We start from the raw sequence: 16062 nt of genomic DNA, 5'->3' as shown, positions 1-16062 counted from the left end.
GCTGGTACAGTATCTGAAATTCTTGACTAATATTTGATATATTCAAGATATAAGGAAGGGGAGCTATGCTCCCCTTTTTTTATGCTTAAATTTTAGTTTTTTAACAATCGATCTCTGGAATACAAGTTCCATTTTGTTGCCAATATCTATATGTATCAGCAATATCAGACCAAGGTGTACCATTAGTATCTTTTGGTTTACGTGTCCAAAAGTAATCAGCATCTCCAGTTCCACACTTGTGAGTTAGTTCGTGAAGTACAATCCCTTGACGGCCTTCAATATCATATTCCCAGTAGCTTGGTGTGATATATACAGTTTTGCCGATAACGGCATATGTATAAGCGATTGCGCCACCATATGGCTCAACACATTTATGTTTAGTCCAGTAAGTTCTTGCCAGTGAACATTTCATTACTACGATGGCCTTGTTGATTTTCTTTTCAACATTCTTGCTCATGTACGGGTTCTGTTTTTTGTACTCTCTAAGATCCTTAATGATGCTTTTCATGTCTGCACGAGATTTCTGAGTATCTTTGATAAGCATGTCTCTCTGATCTTCAGAACATGAATCTGATACAAAGATGGCCGCATTGATGTTTAGTGTAAGCATTAATAGTACTAAATACTTCATGTTGTTTTCTCTCCAAAATAAATAAATGTCGCGTTGGCGATTCGCTACACTACCCTCAGATTGAACCGTATTCAAGATTATGGAAATATTTATAGTAATAAGAGATTGACGAGGTAGGCCTTTTTCGGTAATTTATGTTTCCAAGTCAAACGGGTGTATAGCTCCAATGGTAGAGCGGCTGATTCCAAATCAGTAGGTTTGAGGTTCGAGTCCTCATGCGCCCGCCACTTTTTCCAAATATTATTTATTTTGACTGCAAATTTATCCTATTTTTGCGTTAGCTCTTGCCAAACCATGTTAATTAAGGGATATAATCTGGTACTTATACGTTTAATTTAGGTAAAAAAGGATTTGAGATGTCCCTCATTAAGAGTGAAGACAGCAAAAAATGGATTAATGCATTTGTTGCTGCCGTAAGTGCGATTTGTGGTTTTATTACTATTAGATTCCTCGAACAATTAAGTGAGTGGTTCGATCTTGAAGCAAAGGTTCCAAACTTTCCTATTACGGTACAAGTTGCTGGAATTGTTGTAGGTCTGATTGTCTTCCTAGTAATTGCTAAAAACAAGAATGCTTCTACTATGCTTGAGGATGTTTATGCTGAACTTGTAAAAGTTGTTTGGCCTAACAAAGATGACGTTTTAAAGACAACAATTGGTTTAGTAATCGCACTAAGCATTGTAAGTGGAATTTTTGTATTAGTAGACTATACATTTAGACAGCTACTAGACATTATTCTTTAATTTATACCTTTAATTGATTAAGTGAGATAGAAATGGTTGATAACAACGAAACAGAAAAAGAACTAACTAACGAAGAAATGGCCGTAGAATCATCTGAAGGTGAAGCTACAGTTAATCCTAATTTTCGTTGGTACATTGCAAAGACTCTTACTGGTCAAGAAAACAAAGTTCAAAAAACTCTTCGTGAAAGAATTGTTAACTATAAGCTAACTGATTCATTTGGTGAAATTGTAGTTCCTGAAGAAAAAGTTACTTCTCATGCGGGTGGAAGAAAAAGAACTATCACGAAGAAGCTTTTCCCAGGTTACGTCTTAATTCAAATGCTTATGAATGAGAACACTTGGCACCTAGTAAAAGATACAGATAAAATTACAGGTTTTGTTGGCGGTACTGTTGACAAACCAGCGCCTTTATCAGATGAAGAGGCTGCATATATGACAGGTAAATCTACTGGTGGCTTCAAAAAGTCACGTACTACTGTGGACTTCTCTGAAGGAGAAGAGGTTAAGGTTATTGAAGGACCTTTCGCTTCATTCATCGGTACGATTGAATCTGTAAATGAAAATGGAAAACTGAAAGTAAACGTTTCTATCTTTGGTCGACCAACACCGGTAGAATTAGATGCTTCTCAGGTTGAAAAAAATTAATAATAGTTGGTAGAACAAAAGTTCGCAGGAGAAATTTATGGCTAAGAAAATCACAGGTTTCATTAAGCTACAAATTCCAGGTGGGAAAGCAAACCCATCACCACCAGTTGGACCGGCACTAGGTCAAAAAGGTGTAAACATTATGGAATTTTGTAAGGCTTTCAATGCAAAGACTCAGAAAGATGCAGGTGTAATGCTTCCAACAATCATTACAGTATACTCAGATCGTTCTTTTTCTTTCATTACTAAGACACCTCCAGCTTCATACCTTCTTAAAGATAAGCTAAAGCTTAAGAGAGGGGCACAGAAGCCAGGAACAGAAGTTGTAACAACAGTATCTAAGAAAATTATTGAAGAAATTGTTGAAGCGAAAAGACCAGACTTAACAGCAGCTACTCAAGAAGCAGCGGAAAGAATCATCGAAGGTTCATGTCGTTCAGCTGGTATCAAACTAGATTACTAAGAGGTGTTACAATGGCTAAGAAATCGAAAAAATATACAGAAGCACTTGCAAAAGTAGATACAACTAAGACTTACACTATCGATGAAGCAATTAACCTTGCTAAAGAAGTTAAGTTCGCAAACTTTGATGAAACTGTAGATCTAGCGTTCAGACTTGGTGTTGACCCAAGACACGCAGACCAAATGATCAGAGGTGCACTAGCACTTCCAGCTGGTACAGGTAAAACAGTAAAGATTTGTGTTATTACATCTGGTGACAACGTAGCTAAAGCTGAAGCAGCTGGTGCAGATTACGTTGGTGGTGACGATATCGTTGCTAAGATCGCAGGTGGATGGCTTGACTTTGATAGAGTTATTGCATCTCCAGATATGATGGGTAAACTTGGACGTGTTGCTAGAATCCTAGGACCTAGAGGTCTAATGCCTAACCCAAAATTAGGAACAGTTACTCCTAATGTTGAAAACGCAGTTAAAGAGCAAAAAGCTGGTAAGGTTGAATATAGAACTGAGAAGAACGGTATTATTCACGTTCCAATCGGTAAGTCGTCTTTCACAAATGAAGATTTAAGAAAGAACATTGACACAATGATTACAGCAATTATTAAAGCTAAGCCTGTTTCTGCAAAAGGTACTTACCTTAAGTCACTTACTTTAAGTACGACTATGGGGCCAGGTCTTAAAATTGATACTTTAGAAGCTGCAACTATCGCAGCAAAATAATAAGGGGTTGATGATTGTCGGTGTAGCTGCTGATTAGGTTTGAAGCTACATAAAGCCTGCATGAAATCTCCCTCCAGTAGTTTAGGAGGTAAACGATGTTAACTAGAGCAGAGAAAGACGTTATCATCGATGGTCTAAAAAAGAAGATCACTGATGCCAACGCTATCTTTCTAACAAACGTTATTGGACTACCATCTAATGACGCCACAGCTCTAAGAAAATCTATCCGTGAAGCGGGTGGATCGCTAGTTGTTACTCGTAACACACTTTTTTCTAAGGCAGCGGCCGGAACAGATGCAGAAGGATTACTTTCTGGTCTTAAAGGTACGCAAGCTGTTGCTTTCGCATTTGAAGAAGCACCAGCTGTTGCTAAGGCATTAAAAGAATGTGGAAAAGCGTTTGAACTAGTAGAACTTAGAGGTGGTTTACTTGATGGTAAAGCACTAACACCAGCAGAAGTAAATGCAATTGCAGACCTACCATCTCGTGATGAGATGCTTGGTACTCTTCTTGCGACATTTAATGCACCGATCTCAGCATTTGCTAGAGTTCTTAATGCAATTAAAGAGCAAAAAGAAGCAGGCGTTGAAGCTGCGCCAGTTGCAGCTGAAGAATCTGCAGAATAGTAATTAACAAAGTTAGAGTTAAAGTTATTTTAAATTTTTAGGAGTTATATATGTCTATTACAAATGATCAATTAATTGAAAAAATCTCAAACATGACTGTTCTTGAAGTAGCTGAGCTAGTTAAAGAACTTGAAGAAAAATTTGGTGTATCAGCTGCTCCTGTAGCTGTTGCTGGTGCTGCTGCTGGTGGTGCTGCTGCTGAAGAAAAAACTGAATTTGACGTTGTTCTTGCTGACGCAGGTGCTAAGAAAATCAACGTTATTAAAGAAGTTAGAGGAATCACTGGTCTAGGTCTTAAGGAAGCAAAAGAAATGGTTGAAGGTGCTCCAAAGACTGTTAAAGAAGCAGTATCTAAAGAAGAAGCAGAAGAAATCAAGAAAAAACTTGAAGCTGCTGGTGCAAAGGTTGAGCTTAAGTAATTTAAGCCCCTTGCTCATTGCATAAAAAATTAAAAAATACAGGTGTGGAGATTTAGCGATCTTCACACCTTTTTTGCGTTTGTAAAAACCGAAAAAAAAAGTTATTAAGTAACTAAAAAATATACGTGCACGTTAAAACAATTAAAACCCGGGAGAACCATAATGACTGAGGTTTTTAGACCAAACGAGTGGTTTCGTAAGAACTTTGCCTCAACACCATCTGTGTTAGAGACGCCTCCACTCATGCTTCTACAAAAGAAGTCCTATGATGATTTCCTTCAAAAGGACGTACCTCCTTCTCAAAGAGAAGAAATGGGATTACAGGCTGTATTCAACTCTGTATTTCCAATCCACGACTTTAACAAAACTGTATCGTTAGAGTTCGTAAGCTACTCACTAGAACAACCTAAGTACACTGTAAAAGAGTGTCGTCAAAGAGGCCTTTCATATGAAGCGCCACTTAAGGTAGTTGTTCGTCTAGTATTCTATGATGTAGCTGTTGACAAAGATGGTAATGAACAAAGAACTGTTTCTTCAATTAAAGAACAGGAAGTTTACTTAGGAAACATTCCTCTGATGGCAGAGACTGGTTCTTTTGTATATAACGGAACTGAGAGAGTTATTGTTTCTCAGCTTCACAGATCTCCTGGTATCGTTTTTGAACACGACGGTGGGAAGAAGCACTCAAGTGGTAAGCTTCTTTACTCTGCAAGAATTATTCCTCACAGAGGTTCTTGGCTAGACTTCGAATTCGATCATAAGAATATTCTATTTGCTAGAATTGATAGAAAAAGAAAATTACATGCAACTGTAGTTCTTAAAGCGCTTGGTTTCAGTACTGAAGAAATCCTTGATATGTTCTACAATATTGAAACAATCAAGTTTGCTAAGAATGGTGAGTTTGTAAGATCATTAGACCTATCTCTAATGACTGGAACTCGTGCAACAAATGATGTTCTTGATCCAAAAACTGGTAAAGCAATTGTTAGAAAAGGGAAGAAATTCTCTAAAGCATCTATTAAGAGATTAGCGGATGCTGGTGTAACTGAAATTCCTGCTCAGCTTGAAGAAGTTGTAGGTAAAGTTGCAGCTAAAGATATCTTCAATGAAACTACTGGTGAAGTAATCTGTCTTGCTAACGAAGCGCTTTCTGAAGCAAAGATTCAGGAACTAATTGCTGCTGGTGTATCTGAAGTAGAATGTCTTTACATTGATATGATCAACTTTGGTGATCAGATCAGAAACACTCTTCTTCTAGATAAAACAGATGCTAAAGAAGATGCACTTCTAAAAATCTTCGAAAGATTAAGACCAGGTGAACCTCCAGCGGTTGAAGCTGCTGAAGTTCTTTTCCAAGGACTTTTCTTTGATGAAGAAAGATATGACCTATCTCGTGTTGGTCGTATGAAAATCAATTATAAGTTTAAGACTGATGTTCCTGTTGAGAACACTGTTTTAACTAAAGAAGATATTATTACAACTATCCAGTACCTTGTTGAACTTAACAACGGTAAGGGACGTGTTGATGATATCGACCACTTAGGTAACAGACGTGTTAGACCTGTAGGTGAACTACTTGAAAACCAATTTAGAGTTGGTCTAGTTCGTATGGAAAGAGCGGTTAAAGAAAGAATGGCAATTCAAGAAATTGATACAATGATGCCATACGATCTTGTTAACCAAAAGCCAGTTGCTGCTGCCGTTAAGGAATTCTTTGGTTCATCACAACTTTCACAGTTTATGGATCAAACGAACCCACTTTCAGAAGTAACTCACAAGCGTCGTCTTTCAGCTCTTGGGCCAGGTGGTCTAACGAGAGAAAGAGCATCTTTCGAAGTTCGTGACGTTCACGTAACTCACTACGGAAGAATGTGTCCGGTTGAGACTCCTGAAGGACCAAACATTGGTCTTATTACTTCTCTTGCAACATTTGCAAAAGTATCTGAATACGGTTTCATTGAAACTCCATACCTAACTATTGGTGAAGATCAAAAGATTGGTGATGTAGAGTATTTCACTGCTTTCCAAGAGGAAGGTAAAGTTATCGCTCAGATCGATGCTAATAACATTAAAGAAGGTCAGCTAGTTGGTGCTCAAGTTGCAGCACGTGCTTCTGGTGAATTCACACTTGTTGATGCATCAGAAGTTAACCTGATGGACGTTTCTCCAACTCAGATGATCTCAGTTGCAACATCACTAATTCCTTTCCTTGAGCACGATGATGCCAACCGTGCCCTAATGGGATCGAACATGATGAGACAGGCCGTGCCTGTTGTTAAAACTGAAGCTCCTATCGTTGGTACTGGTACTGAAAGAATTGTAGCTAGAGATTCTGGTGCAGTTCTTGTAGCAAACGACAACGGAAGAGTTATCTTTGTTGATTCAAACAGAATTGTTATTCAAAGAGATAGCTTCAAAGACGGTGAGTCTGGTGTAGATATTTACAAACTAGTAAAATATCAAAGAACTAACCAGAACACATGTAATAACCAAAAAGCTCTTGTAAAAGAAGGTGATATCGTTAAGAAAGGTGACGTTCTTGCTGACGGACCTGGTACTGATAACGGTGACCTAGCACTAGGGCAAAACCCACTTGTAGCATTCATGCCATGGGGTGGTTATAACTACGAAGACTCGATCCTGATTTCTGAAGACCTTCTTGCAAAAGACGTGTTTACTTCAATTCACATCGAAGCATTCGAAGTTGAAGCTCGTGATACTAAACTTGGTAAAGAAGAAATCACTCGCGATATTCCAAACGTTTCAGAAGAGTCTTTAAAAGATCTTGATGAAGCTGGTATCGTTAGAGTTGGTGCTATCATTAAGCCAGGAGACATCCTAGTTGGTAAAATTACACCAAAAGGTGAAACTCAACTTTCTCCAGAAGAAAAACTTCTTAAAGCTATCTTCGGTGATAAAGCTGGTGACGTAAAAGATACTTCACTAAGAGTTCCTTCATCTGTTTACGGTACAGTAATTGATGCTAGAGTTTATACTCGTGAAGGTGTTGAGCTTTGTTCAAGATCTAAGGATATTATCGAGCAAGAGACAACTCTTCTAAGAAGAGATGAAAGAATTGAGATTAAGGCAATCCAAACTTCAGCAATTCTTAAGATTGCAGATATGCTTAAAGGTGCAAAAGTTACTGATGTACTTGTTTCTGAAGATGGTTCAGCTGAACTACTTTCTAAAGGAACAGAGATTACAGGTGAAATTCTTGCATCAATTCCATTTGAGCTAATTGGTTACTTACCACTACAAGCTGAGCTTGAAGAAAAACTATCTGAGTATTTCGCAGATGTTAGAAACAAGATCAACAGAGTTAGAGCTAAGACAACTGATGAGATTGCAAAACTTCATAGAGGTGATGAACTTCCTCCAGGTGTAATCAAAAAGATTACTGTATACGTTGCGATTAAGCGTAAGCTTCAGCCAGGTGATAAGATGGCTGGTCGTCACGGTAACAAAGGTGTTATTTCTAACGTTGTTCCACGTGAAGATATGCCTTATCTTGCTGATGGTACACCTGTTGAAATCGTACTTAACCCACTAGGGGTACCTTCTCGTATGAACATCGGACAGCTTCTTGAGCTTCACCTTGGATGGGCCGGACGTGGTCTTGGTGAAAAAATCAAGGTTATGCTTGAAGAGCAAATGAAAGTTCACGAGATTAAGGATTTCATTTACAAAATTTATAAGACGCCAGAAGTTGAAGCTTGGTTAAAGTCTGCAGCAGATGATGTTGTTATGGCCCTTGCTAAGAAACTTACAAGCGGTGTTCGTTTCTCTACTAAAGTATTTGATGGTGCTTCAGAAGCAGATATCAGAGAAATGCTTGAGTTAGCTGATCTTGAGTCAAATGGTAAAACAACTCTATTTGATGGTAAGACTGGTGATGCTTTCGCAGAGGACGTTACTGTTGGTGTTATGTACATGCTTAAGCTACACCACCTTGTAGACGAAAAACTTCACGCACGTTCTACAGGTCCTTACTCACTTGTAACTCAGCAGCCACTTGGTGGTAAGGCTCAGTTCGGTGGTCAGAGACTTGGGGAAATGGAAGTTTGGGCACTTGAAGCATACGGTGCAGCTTATACTCTTCAAGAGTTCTTAACTGTTAAGTCAGATGACGTTATCGGTAGAACAAGAATGTATGAGTCAATCGTTAAAGGTGAGCAAGTACTAGAACCAGGTCTTCCTGAATCGTTCAACGTTCTAATCAGAGAGCTTCAAGCACTTTGTCTAGACGTTAAACTTGAAGAAGACAGAATTGAAGAATCTATTCGTTAATTTATGGCAGGCTTAGTCCTGCCGTATATTAAGAGGGCATAAAAAAATGAAAGACCTTTTAAACTTTTTTGATAAGCCAAAAGATCCAGTAAGCGTTGAAGGTGTATCTATCAAGCTTGCTTCTCCTGATACAATCAGAGAGTGGTCATTTGGTGAAGTAAAAAAACCAGAAACTATTAACTATAGAACTTATAAGCCAGAAAGAGACGGTTTATTCTGTGCAAAGATTTTCGGACCAGTAAAAGATTACGAATGTATCTGTGGTAAGTACAAGAGAATGAAGCACAGAGGTGTTGTATGTGAGAAGTGTGGTGTTGAAGTTACACTTTCAAAAGTACGTCGTGAAAGATGTGGACACATTGAACTAGCAACTCCAGTTGCTCACATTTGGTTCCTACGTTCACTTCCATCAAGAATGGCAGCTCTTCTTAACCTTTCTCTTAAAGAACTTGAAAAAGTTCTATATTATGAAGCATATATCGTAACTGCTTCAGCAACTGATGGTGTTGAAGGTGGTCTAGATGTAGGTCGCGTAATTTCTGAGCAACAATATTATGAACTTAAAGATCAAGGTATTGATTTCGAAGCTGGTATGGGTGGAGAAATCGTTCAAGAGCTACTTTCTAAGCTTGATATCGATCTTGAAAATAAAAACCTAAGACGTGGTCTTGCTAACGCAACTACAGAGATGGCAAGAACTAAGTTTGTTAAAAGATTAAGAGTTGTTGAATCTCTTATGAAGTCTGAAAACAAGCCTGAGTGGTTCATGATGGATGTTATTCCTATCCTTCCACCAGACTTAAGACCTCTTGTTCCACTTGAAGCAGGACGTTTTGCAACTTCAGATCTTAACGATCTATACAGACGTGTTATTAACAGAAACAACCGTCTTAGAAGACTTAAAGAACTTAATGCTCCTGAAATCATCATCAGAAACGAAAAGAGAATGCTTCAAGAAGCAGTTGATGCTCTATTTGATAATGGTCGTCGTGGTAAAGTATTTACTGGTGCTAACAAGCGTCCACTAAGATCACTTTCTGATATGTTAAAAGGTAAGCAAGGACGTTTCCGTCAAAACCTACTTGGTAAGCGTGTTGACTACTCAGGACGTTCTGTAATCGTTGTTGGTCCAAGCTTAAGACTTCACCAGTGTGGTCTTCCTAAGCTTATGGCACTTGAACTTTTCAAGCCGTTTATCTACAACAAGCTAATTGAAAAAGGACACTGTACTACTATTAAAGTTGCTAAGCGTATGGTTGAGCAACAAAAAGAAGAAGTATGGAATATCCTTGAAGAAGTTGTACAAGAGCACCCAGTACTTCTTAACCGTGCACCAACTCTTCACAGACTTGGTATCCAAGGTTTCGAACCTGTACTTATTGAAGGTAAGGCTATCCGTCTTCACCCTCTTGTTTGTACTGCATTCAACGCCGACTTCGACGGTGACCAGATGGCCGTTCACGTTCCTCTATCACTTGAAGCTCAAATTGAGTGTCGTGTTCTTGCAATGTCGACAAATAATATTCTTTCTCCAAAAGATGGTTCACCAATTATTACTCCATCTCAGGATATCGTACTTGGTCTTTACTACATGACTCGTGTTAGACCATATGCTCGTGGATACGGGAAAACTTTCTCTTCTAAAGAAGAAGCTCAGTTTGCTTACCACTCAGGTAACCTACACCTACAAGCACCAATTAAAGTACGTATTGGTGGTGAAGTACATGAGACTACTGTAGGACGTACATTCGTATTCGATATCGTTCCTTCATGTCTAAACTTCGAAGACGTAAACATCATTCTTGGTAAGAAAGAACTAGTTAAGCTTCTTGACCTTGCTTACAGAAGAGGATCTGAAAAAGATACTGTTCTACTTGCTGATGGTCTTATGCAACTTGGTTATAGCAATGCTACAAAAGCTGGTATTTCTATTAACGTTGTTGATATGGAAATCCCTTCTGAAAAAGAAGGAATTCTTAAAGAAGCTCATGATGAAGTTCACGGAATTACAGAAGAGTATAACGAAGGTTCGATCACTAATGGTGAGAGATATAACAAGGTTGTTGACGTTTGGTCACAAACTACAGAGAAACTTGTTAAGGTTATGCTTGAGAAAATTTCTACTGATGAATTTACTTCAGATAAAGAAGGTGAAGAGCCAATTTACGCTCCTTCATTCAACGCTCTTTATATGATGGCAAACTCAGGAGCAAGGGGTTCTGCACAGCAGATGAGACAGCTTGCTGCGATGAGGGGTCTAATGGCCAAGCCATCTGGTGAGATTATTGAAACGCCAATTACTTCAAACTTCCGTGAAGGTCTATCGGCACTACAATACTTCACGTCTACACACGGTGCTCGTAAAGGTCTAGCCGATACTGCCCTGAAGACTGCAAACTCTGGTTACCTAACGAGACGTCTAGTAGACGTTGCTCAAGACGGTATCATTAGAGCTGAAGATTGTGGAACAACTGATGGTATTACACTAACTTCTCGTATTGAGTCTGGTGAAGTTGTAGAGCACGTTGCTTCTAGAGCAATGGGCCGTGTAACAGCAGCTCCAGTTATCTCTGCAGAAGGTAATGAGGTTCTTCAAACAGGTCACCTACTTACAGAAAAAGACCTTGTGTTACTAGAAGAGAAAGAAGTTGACCAAATCAAGGTTAGATCTGTTCTTACTTGTAACGAAAGACACGGTTTCTGTGCGGCTTGTTTCGGACGCGACCTTGCAAGAGGTACAATGGTTTCAGTTGGTGAAGCTGTTGGTGTTATCGCTGCTCAGTCAATTGGTGAACCTGGTACACAGCTTACAATGCGTACATTCCACGTTGGTGGTACAGCAACAGCTGGTGCACAAGTAAATAAAACAACTGTTCGTACATCTGGTAAAGTTGTATACAACAATGTTGTAACTGTTGAAACACCAACTGGTCTTCTTGTTATGAACAAGACTGGTGAGCTTATCATTAAAGATGCTCGTGGTGTTGAAAAAGAAAAATATCCAGCAATCTACGGTTCAAAGCTACACTTCTCTGAAGGTAGTGAAGTAAACGTAGGGGATACTCTGATTGAATGGGACCCGTTCTCGATTCCACTTCTTACAGAAGTAGCTGGTTTTGTTAAGTTTGAAGACTTAGTAGTTGGTGCAACTCTTGCTGAGCAAACAGATGCAGTAACAGGTCTAACTCAAAGAACTGTAACAGAAACTAAGGATCCTTCACTTCAACCAAGAATTACGATTCTTGATGCTGATGGAAACCCAATTATTGTTCCTGGAACAAACAGACAAGCTTCTTACCGTCTACAAGTTGGTGCAACTCTAACTGTAACTGAAGGTGATGAAGTTGAAGTTGGTAGCGTAGTATCTAAAGTTTCTCGTGAAACGACGAAAACAAAAGATATTACTGGGGGTCTTCCAAGAGTAGCCGAGCTTTTCGAAGCTAGAAAACCTGCTCAAGCATCTCAGATTGCTGACGTAACTGGTACAATCGAGTTTGGTGCTGAAGTAAGAGGTTCTAGAAGAATTCTTATTAGACCTGAAGATGGATCTGATCCAGTAGTTTACACAATTCCTAAGGGACGCTATGTAACTGTAAACGAAGGTGACTATATCCGTTCAGGTGAAGCTATTATGGATGGTCCAGCTAACCCACACGATATCCTAAGAGTACTTGGTATTAAAGAACTTGCAGGATACATCGTTGATGAGATTCAAGCTGTATACCGTCTACAAGGTGTAGATATCGATGATAAGCACATTGAGGTAATCGTTTCTCAAATGCTTAAGAAAGTTGAAGTAACTGATCCAGGTGACTCTACATTTGTTGTTGGTGACTCTGTAACTAAAGCAGAATTACTTGAAACAAATGAGCAACTAGTTGCTGATGGATATGAGCCAGCTCAAGCAAGACCAGTTCTACTTGGTATTACTAAAGCAGCTCTTTCTACTGATTCATTCTTATCAGCTGCATCTTTCCAAGAGACAACTAAGATCTTAACTCAAGCATCGCTTGAAGGTAAAAAAGATTTATTACGTGGTCTTAAGGAGAACGTACTTATGGGTCGCCTGATTCCAGCTGGTTCTGGTATCTCGAAGTACCGTGATTACGAAGCATTTGTTGAAGAAGATGATTCTCTAGAAGAAACTTCTACACTTATGCTATAAAAACTTGCTTAATTGAGGGGTGGTGTGTTACACCATCCCTCTATAGTTTATTATGGGCTTAAAAGCCTATTTTTATTGTGGAAATATTGTTGTAGTTAAGGAGCGGAAATGCCTACGATTAACCAATTAATTAGAAAAGGTAGAACTGATAAAGTTGAAAAAACTAAGTCACCTGCCTTAAAAGCGTGTCCTCAAAGACGCGGTGTATGTACAAGAGTATATACAACTACTCCTAAGAAACCAAACTCAGCTATGAGAAAGGTTTGTAGGGTAAAACTAACAAGTGGATTTGAAGTTACTTCATACATTGGTGGTGAAGGACACAATCTACAAGAGCACTCGATCGTTATGATTCGTGGTGGTAGAGTAAAAGACCTTCCAGGGGTTCGTTATCACACTATTAGAGGTACACTAGACTGCCAAGGTGTTGATAAAAGAGGACAGAGAAGATCTAAGTACGGTTGTAAGAGACCAAAGAAATAATTTTTAGTTAACTAATTGTGACACCGATTGCAACATGGCATGAGGTGAGTAATCGATCAGTTTTAACTGTTTCCGGTGAAGGAGAAAAAATATGAGTAGAAAACATAGAGCACAGACGAGAGAAGTACTTCCAGATCCGATCTTTCAAGACGTTGTAGTTGCTAAGTGTGTAAACGCACTTATGAAAGACGGAAAAAAATCTGTTGCTGAAAAAATCTTTTATGGTGCACTTCAAAGAGTTGAATCAAAAACTGGTGAAGAGCCGTTAAAGGTATTTAAGAAAGCCCTTTCTAACATTAAGCCAGCGGTAGAGGTTAAGTCTCGTCGTATTGGTGGTGCAACTTACCAAATTCCAGTTGAAGTTAGAAATAACAGAAGACAATCACTAGCTCTAAGATGGTTGAGAGACTATGCTAGATCACGTGGTGGTAGAACTATGGTTGAGAAACTATCTGATGAAATCATCGATGCTTCTCAAGGTAGAGGTGGCGCTGTTAAGAAGCGTGAAGACACTTACAAAATGGCAGAAGCTAACAAAGCTTTTGCTCACCTTAAGTGGTAGTTCGAAAATAAGCAATAAAGTCCATAATAAACTAATAGAAGGCTCCCTAATGGGAGCCTTTTTATTTCTAAAACCATTTATTCTCCAAAGTTTTATTCCTATCTAAAATTCCATATTTATGTTAATTATATGTCTGCAAAAATTAAATTTTTAAGGACTTTGTATGAGTTTAGAAAATATTCGTAATATCGGAATTATGGCGCATATTGATGCGGGTAAAACGACGACAACTGAACGTATTCTCTACTACACGGGAAAAAGCCACAAGATTGGTGAGGTTCATGATGGTGCTGCTACTATGGACTGGATGGTTCAAGAGCAGGAACGTGGGATTACTATTACTTCTGCTGCGACGACTTGTACTTGGAACAAAACTAATATCAATATCATCGATACACCAGGTCACGTAGACTTCACAATTGAGGTTGAGAGAGCTCTTAGAGTTCTAGATGGTGCAGTTGGTGTATTCGACGCTGTAGCTGGTGTAGAGCCTCAATCTGAGACTGTATGGGGCCAAGCTGATAAGTATAAGGTTCCTCGAATTGCTTTTGTTAATAAAATGGATCGCGTTGGGGCAAACTTTCAAATGTGTCTTGATGAGATCAGAGAAAAACTTGGAAAAACAGCGGCTGCTATTCAATTACCAATTGGTGCAGAGGATACATTTAGAGGTGTTGTTGATTTAGTTGCAATGAAGGCCGTGCTTTTTAAGGACGAAGACCTAGGTTCAACTGTGCAAATCGAAGATATTCCTTCTGAGCTTGAAGATGATGCTCAGTTAGCACGTGAAGAGCTTATTGAAACATTAGCCGATTATGATGATCAGCTTGCTGAAGACTATCTTTCGGGTGAAGAAATTACTGAAGAAAGAATTGTTACAGCAATTAGAGAAGCTGTTATTAATCACGAGTTCGTTGCTGTTCTTTGTGGGTCAGCTTTCAAGAACAAAGGTGTTCAGCCTCTACTAGATGCGGTTTGCGCATACCTTCCTTCTCCAGTTGATCGTGGGGAAGTCAAAGGTGTTAACGGTAAGAATCACGATAAAGAAGAAATTAGAAAACCTGATACTGAAGAAGCATTTTCTGGAATTGCTTTCAAGATTGCAACGGACCCGTTTGTTGGATCTTTAACATTTTTCAGAATTTATTCAGGAACAATTAAGTCTGGTGCACAGGTTTATAATCCACATAAGGGTAAGCGTGAGAGAGTTAATAAAATTCTTCAAATGCATGCTGACAAAAGAACTGAATTACAAGAAGCTAAGGCCGGAGATATCATTGCAATTTCTGGTTTAAAAGAAACTGTTACTGGTGAAACACTTTGTGCCGAAAATCGTACTATAATTTATGATCTAATGGATTTTCCAGAATCGGTTATTTCAGTAGCGATTGAGCCAAAAACAGCAAATGATGAAAAGAAGCTAATGAGTTCCCTAGGTCAACTTAAGCTAGAAGATCCATCATTCTCTTTTCAACATAATAAAGAAACAGGTCAACTTCTAATTTTTGGTATGGGTGAACTTCACCTTGAAATTATTTGTGATCGTTTAGAAAGAGAGTTCAAAGTAGGTATCCGTGTTGGTGATCCTCAAGTTTCATACCGTGAAAGTATCACGTCAACAGCTAAAGAATCAGATACATTTCACCGCGAACAAGCTGGTAAAATGGTATTTGGAAACGCTGTTATTGAAGTTGAGCAAGCTGATTCGCAAGCTGGTGTCTTATTTGAAACTGAATTAACTAAAAGAGATTTACCACAAGAATTTATTGATGCTATTGAAAAGAGTATTAAGGATACATCGATGGGTGGTGCTCTTGCGGGTTATCCATTTATTAATATTAAAGCGAAACTTGTTGCCGCTGAATTTAATGATGATGAAGGTTCAGAAGTAGCTTATGCTATTGCTGCTTCTAATGCTTTTAGAGCTGCATGCCGAAAAGCTGGCCTTTCATTACTAGAGCCTAAAATGAGTCTTGAAATCGTAACACCTTCTGATTACACAGGTGATATTATTTCAGACATTAATATGAAACGCGGAAAGATCCATTCGATGGGTGTAAAGCAAGATAAAGAAGTTATCGATGCAGAAGTTCCGCTATCGGAAATGTTTGGATACTCAACAGATATACGTTCAAAATCTCAGGGTCGTGCTAGCTTCACGATGAATTTTGATAGATATGAAGAGATTCCTATGAATATGGCCAAAGAAATACTTGAAAAACGAGGAATATACATCTAAAACACTTTAGATTTTTTAACTACTAAACTAAGTAATAACGCAGGAGTAAAAGATGGCAAAAGAATCTTTTGACAG

General features: G+C 38.7%; 12 protein-coding genes and 1 tRNA gene. 12 read left to right on the top strand and 1 reads right to left on the bottom strand.

Features of this window, described 5'->3' with window-relative positions:
- Positions 1 to 100 precede the first annotated feature (100 nt).
- Positions 101 to 631 (bottom strand): M35 family metallo-endopeptidase, encoded by a 531-nt coding sequence (locus C0Z22_RS15715; RefSeq protein ID WP_103219313.1) that lies wholly within the window; start codon positions 629 to 631, stop codon positions 101 to 103.
- A 151-nt stretch (positions 632 to 782) separates the two neighbouring features.
- Here C0Z22_RS15715 and C0Z22_RS15710 point away from each other — a divergent pair.
- The 12 genes from C0Z22_RS15710 to fusA all read left to right on the top strand — a co-directional run bounded on the left by C0Z22_RS15710 (position 783) and on the right by fusA (position 15987).
- Positions 783 to 858 (top strand) — tRNA-Trp (locus tag C0Z22_RS15710).
- A gap of 129 nt (positions 859 to 987) precedes the next feature.
- A complete protein-coding gene (secE, locus tag C0Z22_RS15705; protein ID WP_103219312.1) occupies positions 988 to 1374 on the top strand; it encodes a preprotein translocase subunit SecE in 387 nt (128 codons plus the stop codon).
- Positions 1375 to 1451: 77 nt separating this feature from the next.
- Complete coding sequence (gene nusG, locus C0Z22_RS15700; RefSeq protein ID WP_368667192.1) at positions 1452 to 2021, top strand: transcription termination/antitermination protein NusG; 570 nt, start codon at positions 1452 to 1454, stop codon at positions 2019 to 2021.
- Positions 2022 to 2058: 37 nt separating this feature from the next.
- Entirely contained in the window at positions 2059 to 2484 is a 426-nt protein-coding gene (gene rplK, locus C0Z22_RS15695; protein ID WP_103219310.1) for a 50S ribosomal protein L11, read from the top strand.
- Between the two features lie 11 nt (positions 2485 to 2495).
- Positions 2496 to 3203 carry a 50S ribosomal protein L1 gene (rplA, locus tag C0Z22_RS15690; protein WP_103219309.1) on the top strand — a complete coding sequence of 236 codons (708 nt, stop codon included), beginning with the start codon at positions 2496 to 2498 and terminating at the stop codon, positions 3201 to 3203.
- Positions 3204 to 3298: 95 nt separating this feature from the next.
- Complete coding sequence (gene rplJ / locus C0Z22_RS15685) at positions 3299 to 3829, top strand: 50S ribosomal protein L10 (RefSeq protein WP_103219308.1); 531 nt, start codon at positions 3299 to 3301, stop codon at positions 3827 to 3829.
- 50 nt (positions 3830 to 3879) lie between these two features.
- The gene (rplL, locus tag C0Z22_RS15680) at positions 3880 to 4248 is read left to right on the top strand and encodes a 50S ribosomal protein L7/L12 (RefSeq protein WP_103219307.1); all 369 of its coding nucleotides are present in this window, start codon (positions 3880 to 3882) and stop codon (positions 4246 to 4248) included.
- Between the two features lie 162 nt (positions 4249 to 4410).
- Positions 4411 to 8538, top strand: coding sequence for a DNA-directed RNA polymerase subunit beta (gene rpoB / locus C0Z22_RS15675; RefSeq protein ID WP_103219306.1), 4128 nt, complete (start codon positions 4411 to 4413; stop codon positions 8536 to 8538).
- A gap of 46 nt (positions 8539 to 8584) precedes the next feature.
- Positions 8585 to 12703, top strand: a complete 4119-nt coding sequence (rpoC, locus tag C0Z22_RS15670; RefSeq protein ID WP_103219305.1) for a DNA-directed RNA polymerase subunit beta' — start codon at positions 8585 to 8587, stop codon at positions 12701 to 12703.
- A 108-nt stretch (positions 12704 to 12811) separates the two neighbouring features.
- Positions 12812 to 13186: a 30S ribosomal protein S12 gene (gene rpsL, locus C0Z22_RS15665; RefSeq protein WP_021266546.1), complete on the top strand. Its 375-nt coding sequence runs from the start codon at positions 12812 to 12814 to the stop codon at positions 13184 to 13186.
- A gap of 91 nt (positions 13187 to 13277) precedes the next feature.
- Positions 13278 to 13748: a 30S ribosomal protein S7 gene (gene rpsG, locus C0Z22_RS15660; protein ID WP_103219304.1), complete on the top strand. Its 471-nt coding sequence runs from the start codon at positions 13278 to 13280 to the stop codon at positions 13746 to 13748.
- A gap of 163 nt (positions 13749 to 13911) precedes the next feature.
- Positions 13912 to 15987, top strand: coding sequence for an elongation factor G (gene fusA / locus C0Z22_RS15655; protein ID WP_103219303.1), 2076 nt, complete (start codon positions 13912 to 13914; stop codon positions 15985 to 15987).
- Positions 15988 to 16062: the final 75 nt, after the last annotated feature.

Origin of the sequence: Halobacteriovorax sp. DA5 (assembly GCF_002903145.1) — a bacterium.
GTDB lineage: Bacteria > Bdellovibrionota > Bacteriovoracia > Bacteriovoracales > Bacteriovoracaceae > Halobacteriovorax_A.
This window is presented reverse-complemented; position numbering and strand designations above follow the sequence as displayed.